This window comes from Pseudomonas sp. TE3786, from assembly GCF_054057335.1.
The window spans coordinates 137,012-150,207 of sequence record NZ_JBSRZF010000005.1; the positions used below are offsets into that span (position 1 = coordinate 137,012).

13 protein-coding genes are annotated in these 13,196 nt (G+C 62.1%); all 13 read left to right on the top strand.

The window, feature by feature from the left end:
- The first annotated feature begins 90 nt into the window (after window positions 1–90).
- The gene (gene dnaX, locus ACVW0Y_RS08085) at window positions 91–2,205 is read left to right on the top strand and encodes a DNA polymerase III subunit gamma/tau (protein WP_457437404.1); all 2,115 of its coding nucleotides are present in this window, start codon (window positions 91–93) and stop codon (window positions 2,203–2,205) included.
- Between the two features lie 27 nt (window positions 2,206–2,232).
- On the top strand, window positions 2,233–2,559 hold the full coding sequence (locus ACVW0Y_RS08090) for a YbaB/EbfC family nucleoid-associated protein (RefSeq protein ID WP_108097054.1): 327 nt from the start codon (window positions 2,233–2,235) through the stop codon (window positions 2,557–2,559).
- A gap of 124 nt (window positions 2,560–2,683) precedes the next feature.
- Entirely contained in the window at window positions 2,684–3,283 is a 600-nt protein-coding gene (gene recR, locus ACVW0Y_RS08095) for a recombination mediator RecR (RefSeq protein ID WP_457437407.1), read from the top strand.
- A gap of 146 nt (window positions 3,284–3,429) precedes the next feature.
- Window positions 3,430–4,578 (top strand): acyl-CoA dehydrogenase family protein, encoded by a 1,149-nt coding sequence (locus ACVW0Y_RS08100; protein ID WP_457437409.1) that lies wholly within the window; start codon window positions 3,430–3,432, stop codon window positions 4,576–4,578.
- A 234-nt stretch (window positions 4,579–4,812) separates the two neighbouring features.
- Window positions 4,813–5,142 carry a flagellar hook-basal body complex protein FliE gene (gene fliE, locus ACVW0Y_RS08105; RefSeq protein ID WP_457437411.1) on the top strand — a complete coding sequence of 110 codons (330 nt, stop codon included), beginning with the start codon at window positions 4,813–4,815 and terminating at the stop codon, window positions 5,140–5,142.
- A 57-nt stretch (window positions 5,143–5,199) separates the two neighbouring features.
- Window positions 5,200–6,993 carry a flagellar basal-body MS-ring/collar protein FliF gene (fliF, locus tag ACVW0Y_RS08110; RefSeq protein WP_457437413.1) on the top strand — a complete coding sequence of 598 codons (1,794 nt, stop codon included), beginning with the start codon at window positions 5,200–5,202 and terminating at the stop codon, window positions 6,991–6,993.
- Window positions 6,986–8,002: a flagellar motor switch protein FliG gene (fliG, locus tag ACVW0Y_RS08115; RefSeq protein ID WP_457437415.1), complete on the top strand. Its 1,017-nt coding sequence runs from the start codon at window positions 6,986–6,988 to the stop codon at window positions 8,000–8,002. The genes fliF and fliG overlap by 8 nt, the downstream gene beginning before the upstream one ends.
- 8 nt (window positions 8,003–8,010) lie before the next feature.
- Window positions 8,011–8,811 (top strand): flagellar assembly protein FliH, encoded by an 801-nt coding sequence (fliH, locus tag ACVW0Y_RS08120; RefSeq protein ID WP_457437417.1) that lies wholly within the window; start codon window positions 8,011–8,013, stop codon window positions 8,809–8,811.
- Window positions 8,801–10,159, top strand: a complete 1,359-nt coding sequence (fliI, locus tag ACVW0Y_RS08125) for a flagellar protein export ATPase FliI (RefSeq protein ID WP_457437419.1) — start codon at window positions 8,801–8,803, stop codon at window positions 10,157–10,159. The genes fliH and fliI overlap by 11 nt, the downstream gene beginning before the upstream one ends.
- A gap of 25 nt (window positions 10,160–10,184) precedes the next feature.
- The gene (gene fliJ / locus ACVW0Y_RS08130) at window positions 10,185–10,637 is read left to right on the top strand and encodes a flagellar export protein FliJ (protein WP_457437421.1); all 453 of its coding nucleotides are present in this window, start codon (window positions 10,185–10,187) and stop codon (window positions 10,635–10,637) included.
- A 99-nt stretch (window positions 10,638–10,736) separates the two neighbouring features.
- Window positions 10,737–11,042 carry an STAS domain-containing protein gene (locus ACVW0Y_RS08135; RefSeq protein ID WP_457437423.1) on the top strand — a complete coding sequence of 102 codons (306 nt, stop codon included), beginning with the start codon at window positions 10,737–10,739 and terminating at the stop codon, window positions 11,040–11,042.
- Window positions 11,043–11,053: 11 nt separating this feature from the next.
- The gene (locus tag ACVW0Y_RS08140) at window positions 11,054–12,751 is read left to right on the top strand and encodes a SpoIIE family protein phosphatase (protein ID WP_457437426.1); all 1,698 of its coding nucleotides are present in this window, start codon (window positions 11,054–11,056) and stop codon (window positions 12,749–12,751) included.
- 30 nt (window positions 12,752–12,781) lie between these two features.
- On the top strand, window positions 12,782–13,141 hold the full coding sequence (locus ACVW0Y_RS08145) for an Hpt domain-containing protein (protein ID WP_457437428.1): 360 nt from the start codon (window positions 12,782–12,784) through the stop codon (window positions 13,139–13,141).
- Window positions 13,142–13,196 lie beyond the last annotated feature (55 nt).

Below are 13,196 nucleotides of genomic sequence, written 5' to 3' on the forward strand. Positions count from 1 at the left end.
CCGGCAATCCACCGACACGCCGGATGCATTTTGCCCCGTGCTCCGCTAGGATTAGCCCCACTTCTTGCCCCCCAGTTGCGACGGTTTTCGATGAGTTATCAGGTTCTTGCACGTAAATGGCGTCCGCGCTCGTTCCGCGAAATGGTCGGCCAGACCCATGTGCTCAAGGCTCTGATCAACGCCCTCGACAGCCAGCGCCTGCACCATGCCTACCTGTTCACCGGCACCCGTGGGGTGGGTAAGACCACCATCGCGCGGATCATTGCCAAGTGCCTGAACTGCGAAACCGGGATCAGCTCTACCCCCTGTGGCACCTGTTCGGTGTGCCGGGAGATCGATGAAGGCCGCTTTGTCGATCTGATCGAAGTCGACGCCGCCAGCCGCACCAAGGTGGAAGACACCCGCGAACTGCTGGATAACGTGCAGTACGCCCCGAGCCGCGGGCGCTTCAAGGTTTACCTGATCGACGAAGTGCACATGCTGTCGTCGCACTCGTTCAACGCCTTGCTGAAAACCCTCGAAGAGCCGCCACCCCACGTCAAGTTTCTGCTGGCCACCACCGACCCGCAGAAGCTGCCGGTCACCATCCTTTCCCGTTGCCTGCAGTTCTCGCTGAAGAATATGCCGCCGGAGCGGGTGGTCGAGCACCTTACCCATGTGCTGGGTGTGGAACAGGTGCCATTCGAGGACGACGCGCTGTGGCTGTTGGGCCGCGCCGCCGATGGTTCGATGCGCGATGCCATGAGCCTGACCGATCAGGCCATCGCCTTTGGTGAGGGCAAGGTGCTGGCCGCCGATGTGCGTGCCATGCTCGGTACCCTCGACCACGGCCAGGTGTATGGCGTGCTGCACGCGTTGCTGGAGGGCGATGCGCGCGGCTTGATCGAAGCAGTGCGCCACCTCGCCGAGCAGGGCCCGGACTGGGCTGGCGTGCTGGCCGAAATTCTTAATGTGTTGCACCGCGTGGCCATCGCCCAGGCGCTGCCGGAAGCGGTGGACAACGGTCAGGGCGACCGCGACCGCGTGCTGGCACTGGCGCAAGCCTTGCCGGCCGAAGACGTGCAGTTCTATTACCAGATGGGCCTGATCGGCCGCCGCGACTTGCCGCTGGCACCGGACCCGCGTGGCGGTTTCGAGATGGTGCTGCTGCGGATGCTGGCGTTCCGCCCGGCGGATACGGGCGATGCACCGAGGGTGGCGTTAAAGCCGCTCGGGATTAGCCAGGCCACTGCTGATCCCCGACCCAACCCAGTGGCCGGCGCGGTTATGGCTGCGCCGGTTGCCGCTATTGCAGCTGCGCCTGTTGCCGCTCCTGCGCCTGTTGTTGAACCGGTTGCGCCTGCGCCTGTGGCCGCCGCGCCCGAGCCTGCACCTGCTGCGGTGGTAGCCGCGGCGGTTGTTGTGCCTGAACCGGTGGTGGCTGCACCTGTGCCAGCACCCGTTGCCCCGCTAGTCGAGCCCGAGCCCGTGGCTGCCGCGCCCATCGATTTGCCTTGGGAAGAATCCAGGCCGGCCGTCGTTGCACCGGTGCCGGTTGCCGAGCTGATCAACGTGCCAGCCGAAATTGCGCCGGCACCGCTAGTCCCGGCTCCCGCGCCTGTGGCGGTGCAGACCGAAGCTGCCGTGGTCATCAACACCCCGGCCGACGTCCGTGACGACGATGACGACGAGCCGCCACTCGGCGATGACGATTACTACGTGGCCGAAGGCGAAACCGACGCTTACCTCGACGCCCTCGACGCCATGGGCATTGACGCGCCGGCCACGGTTGAAGTCGCGCCTTTGCCAGCCGCCAAGCCGGCCACAGGCCTAGCCGCCGAATGGCTGGAGCTGTTCCCGCGCCTGGGCATTACCGGCCTGACCGGCAGCATCGCCGCCAACTGCAGCCTGGTGGCGGTGGAGGGTGACACCTGGACCCTGCACCTGGACCCCGGCCAGAGCGCGCTCTTTAACGCTACCCAGCAGCGCCGCCTGAACGAGGCTCTGGATGCTTACCACCAACGCCCGATCAAACTGGAAATCGAGCTGCGCACCCCGGAGCAGGAAACCCCTGCCCAGGCCGCCGCGCGCAAACGGGCCAACCGTCAGCGCTCGGCCGAGGCGTCGATCCATGACGACCCGCTGGTGAAAGAAATGATTCAGCAGTTCGCCGCGATCATTCGCGACGGCACCATTGAGCCAGTCGACGCCCCCGTAGCGTCTTGACCCATTTACTAACTTGAGGTGATTCCCATGATGAAAGGTGGCATGGCCGGCCTGATGAAGCAGGCGCAGCAGATGCAGGAAAAAATGGCCAAGATGCAGGAAGAACTGGCCAATGCCGAAGTGACCGGCCAATCCGGTGCCGGGCTGGTCAGCGTGGTGATGACCGGGCGTCACGACGTCAAGCGCATCACCCTGGATGACAGCCTGATGCAGGAAGACAAAGAAGTACTGGAAGACCTGATCGCCGCTGCCGTTAACGATGCAGTGCGCAAGGTTGAGGCGAGCAGCCAGGAAAAAATGGGTGGCATGACTGCCGGTATGCAGCTCCCTCCAGGCTTCAAAATGCCTTTTTAAGGCATAACACGAACCCCGTCGGAGCGGCTTCAGCCGCGATGTTTTTGATCTTAAAAAGCATCGCGGCTGAAGCCGCTCCTACGAGAGCCACTCCGTTTTTCTTCACCCTCCCGGATTCCCCGCTATGAGCTTCAGCCCGCTGATTCGCCAATTGATCGACTCCCTGCGCATTTTGCCGGGGGTAGGGCAGAAGACTGCCCAGCGCATGGCGATGCAGATGCTCGAGCGTGATCGCAGTGGCGCGCTGCGTCTGGCCCAGGCGTTGACTCAGGCGATGGAGGGCGTCGGTCATTGCCAGCAATGCCGCACGCTCAGTGAGGATGCGGTGTGCCAGACCTGCCAGGACCCACGCCGCGACGACAGCCTGTTGTGTGTGGTGGAAGGGCCCATGGACGTCAACGCGGTGGAGCAGACCGGGTTCCGTGGCCGCTATTTTGTGCTCAAGGGGCATTTGTCGCCGCTCGATGGCTTGGGCCCGGAGGCGATTGGCGTGCCGGAGCTGCTGGCGCGTATCGAAGCCGGCAATTTCACCGAGGTGATTCTGGCCACCAACCCCACGGTGGAAGGTGAAGCCACCGCCCATTACATCGCCCAGTTGCTTAGCAACAAAGGCCTGATCGCTTCGCGCATCGCCCATGGCATGCCGCTGGGTGGCGAACTGGAGCTGGTCGACGGCGGCACCTTGGCCCATGCCCTGGCGGGGCGGCGGCCGATCAATCTGTAGGCTTCCGCCGCCGGTTCTGCGAAGCCGCCAACCTTGTGGTTCGGCGGCTTTTTGTTGTCCGGCAATTGGCCGAAGTCCCACCGAAAGTAGGTTGATAACCAAGCAAGCGCTCGGTATGGTCGGCCAAACCTCAGTGGGAGCCTGTCATGTCTGCTTTTCAGGAATACTTCGACGAATCGCATCAGTTGGTCCGTGACTCGGTGCGGCGCTTTGTCGAGCGCGAGATCCTGCCGCATGTCGCCGACTGGGAAGAGGCCGAGAGCTTTCCCCGTGAGCTGTACTTGAAAGCGGGCGCTGCCGGGATTCTCGGCATTGGTTATCCGGAACGCTTTGGCGGCAGCCATGAGGGCGATCTGTTTGCCAAGGTGGCCGCCAGTGAAGAGCTGATGCGCTGCGGTTCCGGTGGCCTGGTGGCGGGGCTGGGGTCGCTGGATATCGGCCTGCCGCCGATTATGAAATGGGCGCAGCCGGCGGTGCGTGATCGGGTGGTGCCGCAGGTGTTGAGTGGCGAGAAGATCTGCGCCCTGGCGGTGACCGAGCCCTCCGGCGGCTCCGACGTCGCCAGCCTGAAAACCCGCGCGGTACGCGATGGCGACTTTTATCGCGTGACCGGCAGCAAAACCTTTATCACCAGCGGCGTACGCGCCGACTACTACACGGTGGCGGTGCGCACTGGCGGCGACGGCTTCGCTGGCGTCAGCCTGCTGCTGATCGAGAAGGGCACCCCGGGGTTTACCGTCGGCCGTCAGCTGAAAAAGATGGGCTGGTGGGCGTCCGATACCGCCGAGCTGTTTTTCGATGACTGCAAGGTGCCGGTGGGCAACCTGATCGGTGTGGAAAACATGGGCTTTGCCGGGATCATGGCCAACTTTCAGTCCGAGCGCCTGGCCCTGGCGATCATGGCCAATATGACTGCCGAGCTGGCGCTGCAAGAGTCCCTGAGCTGGGCCCGCCAGCGCGAAGCCTTTGGCAAGCCCATCGGCAAGTTCCAGGTGCTCAAACACCGCCTGGCCGAGATGGCCACGCAGTTGGAGGTGTCCCGCGAATTCACCTACCGCCAGGCGGCAAAGATGGCGGCGGGCAAGTCGGTGATCAAAGAGATCTCCATGGCCAAGAACTTCGCCACCGATATCGCTGATCGCATCGTCTACGACGCCGTGCAGGTGGCGGGCGGCATGGGCTATATGCGCGAAAGCCTGGTGGAGCGCCTGTACCGCGACAACCGCATTCTCTCCATTGGCGGCGGTACCCGTGAAGTGATGAACGAGATCATCAGTAAGCAGATGGGGTTGTGAGACCGCGTAGGTTGGGTTGAGCCCTAGGCGAAGCCCAACGATACGCTGCCATGTGCCTCCACCCTGGAGCTGCGGGGGGCACCCCGTTGGGCTTCGCTTTGCTCAACCCAACCGACGAAATGGCGGGCGTAGCTCATGTAGGTGTAGGACATTTCTCTTATTGGCACCCTTGTTGCAATCCCCTCATTACCTACCGCACAGCGTCAAAAAAACTGCGGTCACTGGAGATGGGTCATGAGTCAGGGTGTCGAGTTCAATCGCCTAATGTTGGAAATGCGCTCCATGCAAATGGAGGCCATGGCCCGTCCGAAAGTCGCGGCAGCGCCGGCAGAGGTCGGTGCGCCGAGCTTTTCCGACATGCTTGGGCAGGCCGTCAACAAGGTCAACGAGACCCAGCAAGCCTCTAACCAGCTCGCCGAAGCCTTTGAAATCGGCAAAAGCGGCGTCGATATTACCGACGTGATGATCGCTTCGCAGAAGGCCAGCGTGTCCTTCCAGGCCGTTACCCAAGTGCGTAACAAGCTGGTTCAGGCCTACCAAGACATCATGCAGATGCCCGTTTAGTTTCGACCGGACCCCTAAGCAAGGTTTGGACCCGGAATAGTGAGAGTGAGTTGAGAAATGGCAGAAGCAGCGATCAGTAACGTACCCGCCAAGGCAGATGCCACCGAGCCGAAGAAGCCGCTGTTCGGCTTGGCTTTTCTGGAAAACCTGTCGCAGATGACCATGCTCCGGCAGATCGGCCTGTTGGTCGGTCTGGCGGCCAGCGTGGCCATCGGCTTTGCCGTGGTGCTGTGGTCGCAGCAACCGGATTACCGCCCGCTGTATGGCAGCCTGGAAGGAATGGACGCCAAACAAGTGACGGAGACGCTGACCGCCGCCAATATTCCGTACACCATGGAGCCCAACTCCGGCGCGCTGCTGGTCAAGGCCAGCGACGTTTCCCGTGCCCGTCTGCAACTGGCCCAGGCCGGTGTGTCGCCACGCGATGCCAACGTCGGTTTCGAGATTCTCGATGGCGAGCAAGGCCTGGGTACCAGTCAATTCATGGAAGCCACCCGCTATCGCCGCGGCCTGGAAGGCGAGCTGGCGCGCACGGTGTCCAGCCTCAATAACGTCAAGGGCGCCCGGGTGCACCTGGCGATTCCGAAAAGCTCGGTGTTCGTCCGTGATGACCGCAAGCCCAGCGCCTCGGTGCTGGTCGAGCTGTATCCGGGCCGCTCTCTGGAGCCAAGCCAGGTAATGGCGATCGTCAATCTGATCGCTACCAGCGTGCCGGAGTTGAGCAAATCGCAAATTACGGTGGTCGATCAGAAAGGCAATCTGCTTTCCGACCAGCAAGAGCTTTCCGAGCTGACCATGGCCGGCAAGCAGTTCGACTACAGCCGCCGTATGGAAAGCATGTTCAGCCAGCGTGTGGACAGTATTCTGGCACCGGTGCTGGGCAATGGTCGCTACAAGGCTGAAGTGTCGGCCGACGTGGATTTCAGCGCGGTCGAGTCGACCTCGGAGATGTTCAACCCCGACCAGCCGGCCCTGCGCAGCGAGCAGAAAGTTAACGAGGAGCGCTCCAGCGCCCTGGGCTCGCAAGGTATTCCCGGCGCGGTCAGTAACCAGCCACCTGGCCCCTCCAGTGCGCCGCAAACGGCTGCTGCTGGCGCACCTGCGCCGGCCGGGCCGATTGCCGCCGGTCAGCCGCTGCTGGATGCCAATGGCACGCAGATCATCGATCCGGCCACTGGCCAGCCTAAACTGGCACCGTATCCGGCCGACAAGCGCGAACAGGCCACCCGTAACTATGAGCTGGACCGCTCCATCAGCCACACCAAGCAACAGCAGGGCCGTCTGCGTCGTCTGTCGGTCGCGGTGGTGGTGGATGACCAGGCCAAGATCAACGCGCAGACCGGCGAAGTCACCCATGTGCCGTGGAGCGCCGCCGATTTGGCGCGCTTTACCCGCCTGGTGCAGGACTCGGTCGGTTTCGACGCGGCCCGTGGCGACAGCGTCAGCGTGATCAACTCGGCGTTCACCGCCACCCAGGGCGAAGAAATCGAGTCGATCCCGTTCTACACCCAGCCCTGGTTCTGGGATGTGGTGAAGCAGGTACTGGGCGTGCTGTTTATTCTGGTGCTGGTGTTTGGCGTGCTGCGTCCGGTGCTGAACAACATCACCGGCGGCGGCAAAGGCAACGACGCTCTGGGTCACGATGGCGGCGATGTCGAGCTGGGTGCCATGGGCGGCCTGGATGGCGAGCTGTCCGCTGATCGTGTGAGCCTTGGCGGGCCAGCCAGCATCATGCTGCCGAGCCCGTCCGAGGGGTATGATGCGCAACTGAATGCGATCAAGGGTCTGGTAGCTGAAGACCCGGGTCGTGTAGCACAAGTGGTTAAAGAGTGGATTAACGCTGATGAGTGAGAACCGCGCTCCCGCGAAACTGACCAAGGTCGACAAGGCCGCGATTCTGCTGCTCTCCCTGGGTGAAACCGATGCGGCGCAGGTGCTGCGGCATCTGGGACCAAAGGAAGTGCAAAAGGTCGGCGTGGCCATGGCCCATATGCGCAATGTGCAGCGCGAGCAGGTCGAGCAGGTGATGGGCGAGTTCGTCGAAACCGTCGGCGACCAGACCAGCGTTGGCGTCGGTGCCGACAGCTATATCCGCAAGATGCTCACCCAGGCCCTCGGCGAAGACAAAGCCGGCAGCCTGATCGACCGTATTCTGCTCGGTGGCAGCACCAGCGGCCTGGACAGCCTGAAATGGATGGAGCCACGCGCCGTTGCCGATGTGATCCGCTACGAACACCCACAGATTCAAGCCATCGTGGTGGCCTACCTCGACCCCGACCAGGCCGGTGAAGTGCTCGGCCACTTCGACCACAAGGTGCGTCTGGATATCGTCTTGCGCGTGTCGTCGTTGAATACCGTGCAACCGGCGGCGCTGAAAGAGCTCAACCTGATTCTCGAGAAGCAGTTCTCCGGCAGTTCCAACACTTCGCGCGCCACCATGGGCGGCGTGAAGCGTGCGGCAGACATCATGAACTTCCTCGACAGCTCGGTAGAGGGCCAGTTGATGGACTCGATACGCGAAGTCGACGAAGACCTGTCCTCGCAAATCGAAGACCTGATGTTCGTGTTCGACAACCTGGCGGATGTCGACGACCGTGGTATCCAGGCGCTGCTGCGCGAAGTGTCTTCCGATGTGCTGGTGCTGGCGCTCAAGGGTGCCGACGAGGCGATCAAGGAGAAGGTGTTCAAGAACATGTCCAAACGTGCCGCCGAGCTGCTGCGCGACGACCTCGAAGCGCGGGGTCCGGTGCGCGTCAGCGATGTTGAAACGGCGCAAAAAGAAATTCTCACCATCGCCCGCCGCATGGCCGAAGCCGGGGAAATCGTCCTCGGTGGTAAAGGCGGCGAAGAAATGGTTTAAGGCACAGCATGAGCAACAAGGAAGGTCCCAGCGAGCTGATTCGCGCCAAGGATGTCAGCGGCTTCGACCGTTGGGCGCTGCCCAGCTTCGATCCCGAAGGCGAGCAGCCGGCCGAGGAGCTTGCCTTGGCATCTGCCGAGCCGGTAGCGGAGCCGGAGATCAACCAGCAGGGCGAAGAGGTCCAGCTGGAAGATGTCAAACCCTTGACGCTCGACGAGTTGGAAGTGATCCGCCAGGAGGCCTACAACGAAGGTTTTTCCACCGGCGAGAAGGACGGCTTTCATGCCGGCCAGGTAAAGGCCAAGCAGGAAGCCGAGAGCGCGTTGGCGGGTAAGGTTGCCAGTCTTGAATTGCTGATGTCGCAACTGCTGGAGCCGATTGCCGAGCAGGATCAGAAACTGGAAGTGGCGTTGGTGCAACTGGTCAGCCAGATGACCCGGCAGGTGGTGCAGCGTGAGCTGACCACCGATTCCACGCAGATCCGCCAAGTGCTGCGTGAAGCCCTCAAGCTGCTGCCCATGGGCGCGGCCAATGTGCGTATCCATATCCATCCGCAGGACTTCGATCTGATCAAGGCCCTGCGCGATCGCCACGAAGAAACCTGGCGCATTCTCGAAGACGAAACCCTGCAGCCGGGCGGTTGCCGTGTGGAGTCCGAGCAATCGCAGATCGACGCCACCATCGAAACGCGCATGGCGCAGATGCTCAAGCAACTGTTCGAGCAGCAGCGCGAGCAGGCCACTTCGCCAGCCGAGGCGGATATCCAGATCGACCTGGATGCCAACCCCGAGGCTAGCCATGCGACTTGAGCGCCTGAGCTTCGCCAAACGCATGGCCGGCTACAGCGAAGCCATCCAGTTGCCGACGCAACCCATTGTCGAAGGACGCCTGCTGCGCATGGTCGGCCTCACTCTGGAAGCCGAAGGCCTGCGCGCCGCCCTGGGCAGCCGTTGCCTGGTAATCAACAACGGCAGCTACCACCCGGTGCAGGTGGAAGCCGAGGTGATGGGCTTTGCCGACGGCAAGATCTACCTGATGCCGGTGGGCAGCCTGGCCGGGATCGCACCCGGTGCCAGGGTGGTGCCGTTGCCGGATAGCGGCCGCCTGCCGATGGGCATGACCATGCTCGGCCGCGTGCTGGATGGCACCGGGCGTGCGCTGGACGGCAAGGGCGGCATGAAAGCCGAAGACTGGGTGCCGCTGGATGGCCCCACCATCAACCCGCTCAACCGCCACCCGATTGATGAACCCCTGGACGTTGGTATCCGCAGCATCAATGGCCTGCTCACCGTCGGCCGCGGCCAGCGCCTGGGCCTGTTTGCCGGTACCGGCGTGGGCAAGAGCGTATTGCTGGGCATGATGACCCGCTTCACCAAGGCCGACATCATCGTCGTCGGCCTGATCGGCGAACGGGGCCGTGAGGTGAAGGAGTTTATCGAGCATATCCTCGGCGAGGAGGGCATGAAGCGGTCGGTGGTAGTGGCATCGCCGGCCGACGATGCGCCGCTGATGCGGATGCGCGCGGCCATGTACTGCACGCGTATTGCCGAATACTTTCGCGACAAGGGCAAGAACGTTCTGCTACTGATGGATTCGCTGACCCGTTTCGCCCAGGCCCAGCGGGAAATCGCCTTGGCCATTGGCGAGCCGCCGGCGACCAAAGGTTATCCGCCGTCGGTATTTGCCAAGCTGCCCAAGCTGGTGGAACGCGCCGGTAATGCCGAAGCCGGTGGTGGGTCGATCACGGCCTTCTACACTGTATTGTCGGAGGGTGATGACCAGCAGGACCCGATTGCCGACTCCGCCCGTGGGGTGCTCGATGGCCACTTTGTGTTGTCGCGCCGTCTGGCGGAAGAAGGGCATTACCCAGCCATCGATATCGAAGCCTCCATCAGCCGGGTGATGCCGGCGGTGGTGGACGCTGAACATATGCGCAACGCGCAACGCTTCAAACAACTCTGGTCGCGCTACCAACAAAGCCGCGATCTGATCAGCGTCGGTGCCTATGTGCCCGGCGGCGATCCGGAAACCGACTTGGCGATTTCCCGTCATAGCGCAATGGTTCAATACCTGCGCCAGGGGCTCAATGACAATGAAGGCTTGCAGCAAAGCAAAGACCTACTCGCCGCAGTATTTGCGCCCGCGCCGCCGCGCTGATGGGCAGCTAGGGACGTCGCAGTAAATGGCGATACAAAGTCGAGCCTCGCGCCTGGCCCCGGTGGTGGACATGGCCGAGCGCGAAGAGCGCGATGCGGCGCGCAGCCTCGGCCAGTGCCAGACCCTGATGAACCAGGCCGAAGGCAAGCTCCAGGACCTGCACCGCTACCTGGGTGACTACCAGCAGCAGTGGATTACCGAGGGCCGCAACGGTGTGTCCGGGCAGTGGATGATGAACTACCAGCGCTTTCTGTCGCAGTTGGAAACGGCGATCAAGCAACAGAACCAGAGCGTCGAGTGGAACCGCAACAATCTCAATCAGGCGCGGGAAATCTGGCAGCAGAAGTACGCGCGGCTGGAAGGCTTGCGCAAGCTGGTGCAGAAGTACATGGACGAGGCGCGGGTGGCGGCCGACAAGCGCGAGCAGAAGTTGCTCGACGAACTGTCCCAGCGCCTGTTGCAACGCGGGCGTGATTGATTTCAGCTGCTAGAGTGGTTGAAGCTACAAGCGTTTGTGCTGCCAGGCTTTTTTGCGTTAACTAAAAAATCAGATTCATTTGGGGTAGGGGAGCTTTTCATGGCGATCACTTCATTGCCGTCCAGCGACGGGCAAGAGCTGACCATCCGTATTCAGGGACGTTTTGATTTCGGCGCTCACCAGGCCTTCCGCGACTCGTACGAGCGCGTGAATGTTACGCCCAAGCGTTATGTGGTCGACCTCGATCACACCACCTACCTCGACAGTTCGGCCCTGGGCATGTTGCTGCTGTTGCGTGACCACGCCGGCGGTGACCATGCGCAAATCAGCCTGGTGAACTGCAACGCCGATGTGCGCAAGATCCTCGCAATCTCCAACTTCGAACAACTGTTCAAAATTATCTAAGGTTGCCGCAGATGGACGCGCGCTTGTCCGTCTTGATCGCTGAGGACAACGCCGCCGATCGTATGCTGCTGTCGAGCATCATCAGTCGTCAGGGCCATCGCGTGCTTACCGCTGCCAATGGTCTGGAGGCGGTGGCGATGTTCGAGCAGGAACAGCCCGACCTGGTGCTGATGGACGCCCTGATGCCGGTGATGGATGGCTTCGAGGCCGCCCGGCGGATCAAGCTCAAGGCCGGCGAAGCCTTGGTGCCGATCATCTTCCTCACCTCCCTGACTGAAGGCGAAGCGTTGGTGCGCTGCCTGGAAGCGGGCGGTGACGACTTCCTCGCCAAGCCCTATAACCGGGTGATTCTCGAAGCCAAGATCAAGGCCATGGACCGTTTGCGCCGTTTGCAGGCCACGGTGCTGGAGCAGCGCGACCTGATCGCCGGGCACAACGAACACCTGCTCACCGAGCAGCGGGTAGCCAAGGCAGTGTTCGACAAAGTGGCCCATTCGGGCTGCCTGAACGCGCCCAATATCCGTTATCTGCAATCGCCATTTGCGGTGTTCAACGGTGATCTGCTGCTGGCTGCCTTCAAGCCCTCCGGCGGTATGCATGTACTGCTCGGTGACTTCACCGGCCATGGCTTGCCCGCGGCCATCGGTGCCATGCCCCTGGCCGAAGTGTTTTACGGCATGACCGCCAAGGGTTATTCGCTGTCGGAAATCCTTCGCGAGGTAAACGCCAAGCTCAAGCGCATCCTGCCGGTCGGGGTGTTTTGCTGTGCCACCTTGCTCAACCTGAGTTTTCAGCGGCGGGTGGTCGAGGTGTGGAATGGCGGTTTGCCGGATGGCTATCTGCACCGTATTGCCAGCGGCGAACGGGTGCCGCTGGTGTCGCGCCATCTGCCCCTGGGGGTGCTGGAGCCGGCTGACTTCAAGGACGCCCTGGAAATCTATCCGATGGAGCTGGGCGATCGCCTGTTCCTGCTTTCCGATGGCGTGCTGGAAACCTGCAATCCGTCTGATCAGTTGTTTGGCGAGTCGCGCCTGCTCAACGTATTTGCTGCCAATCGCCAGCCCGACCTGCTGTTCGATGAAATTCAGTTGGCCCTCAACGCCTTTCGCGGCGAGGCGCAGGACGATGTGAGCATGGTCGAGGTGTGCCTGGTCGAGGCCGACTCGCTGCCACGGCCACCGCTGGCGTTTGCCGACAGTGGGCAAAGCAGCCCGCTGGACTGGGCGGCCAGCTTCGAATTCCGCGCGCAAACCCTGAAACGTTTCAACCCGCTGCCGTTCCTCCTGCAACTGTTGCTGGAAGTGCAGGGCCTGCGTCTGCAGGGCGGAGCGCTGTACAGCGTGCTGGCCGAACTTTATTCCAATGCCTTGGAGCACGGGGTGTTGGGTCTCGACTCGCAGCTCAAATGCGATGCGTCGGGCTTTGCGCAGTACTACCGCGAGCGTAGCCAGCTGCTGGCCGAGCTGGACCAGGGCTATGTACGTTTTCATCTGCAACTGCTGCCCGAAGAAGGCGGCGGGCGCTTGGTGGTCAAGGTTGAAGACAGCGGCGCTGGCTTCGATGTGCAGGCCGTGCTGGAGCGTCAGCGCACGGCGCAGAGCTTGTCGGGCCGTGGCTTGAGTCTGATTCAACGGCTGACAGAGCGCTCTACCTGGGCAGACGATGGGCGAGGGGTGAGCGTGGAGTTCTCATGGAACGATCAGGCATAATCGCTGGCGGTTTGCTCAGGGAGAATTCCGGTGGCTGATATTCATCTCGACAGTACTGTGCTGGCTGGTCTGCAGGACATCATGGAAGACGAGTATCCGTTGCTGCTGGATACCTTCGTGGCCGACTCCGAAGAGCGCCTGCGCTTGCTGCATGAGGCCTTGCGCAATGGCGATGGCCATGAGTTGCGTCTGGCCGCCCACAGTTTCAAAGGCAGCTGCAGCAATATGGGCGCGCCCCTGTTGGCCGAGCTGTGCAAGCAACTGGAAGACGACTCGCGCAGCGACACCGTCCTTGATGACGCCCCCCGGGTGCTGGAGCAGATCGAACGTGAGTTCGCCATCGTGCGCATCCTGCTCAAGTCCGAACGCCAGCGTTTTTCCTCGCTTTGACCAACCTGCATCGCGGCTAATCGGAATACCGCCCAGCCGCTCCTGCTAGATCGCA

Coding starts and splice junctions, on each gene's coding strand:
- fliH (WP_457437417.1), top strand. CDS start 8,011: ATGAGCAACAAGGAAGGTCCCAGCGAGCTGATTCGCGCCAAGGATGTC.
- fliE (WP_457437411.1), top strand. CDS start 4,813: ATGAGTCAGGGTGTCGAGTTCAATCGCCTAATGTTGGAAATGCGCTCC.
- fliI (WP_457437419.1), top strand. CDS start 8,801: ATGCGACTTGAGCGCCTGAGCTTCGCCAAACGCATGGCCGGCTACAGC.
- ACVW0Y_RS08090 (WP_108097054.1), top strand. CDS start 2,233: ATGATGAAAGGTGGCATGGCCGGCCTGATGAAGCAGGCGCAGCAGATG.
- fliF (WP_457437413.1), top strand. CDS start 5,200: ATGGCAGAAGCAGCGATCAGTAACGTACCCGCCAAGGCAGATGCCACC.
- dnaX (WP_457437404.1), top strand. CDS start 91: ATGAGTTATCAGGTTCTTGCACGTAAATGGCGTCCGCGCTCGTTCCGC.
- recR (WP_457437407.1), top strand. CDS start 2,684: ATGAGCTTCAGCCCGCTGATTCGCCAATTGATCGACTCCCTGCGCATT.
- ACVW0Y_RS08135 (WP_457437423.1), top strand. CDS start 10,737: ATGGCGATCACTTCATTGCCGTCCAGCGACGGGCAAGAGCTGACCATC.
- fliG (WP_457437415.1), top strand. CDS start 6,986: ATGAGTGAGAACCGCGCTCCCGCGAAACTGACCAAGGTCGACAAGGCC.
- fliJ (WP_457437421.1), top strand. CDS start 10,185: ATGGCGATACAAAGTCGAGCCTCGCGCCTGGCCCCGGTGGTGGACATG.
- ACVW0Y_RS08140 (WP_457437426.1), top strand. CDS start 11,054: ATGGACGCGCGCTTGTCCGTCTTGATCGCTGAGGACAACGCCGCCGAT.
- ACVW0Y_RS08100 (WP_457437409.1), top strand. CDS start 3,430: ATGTCTGCTTTTCAGGAATACTTCGACGAATCGCATCAGTTGGTCCGT.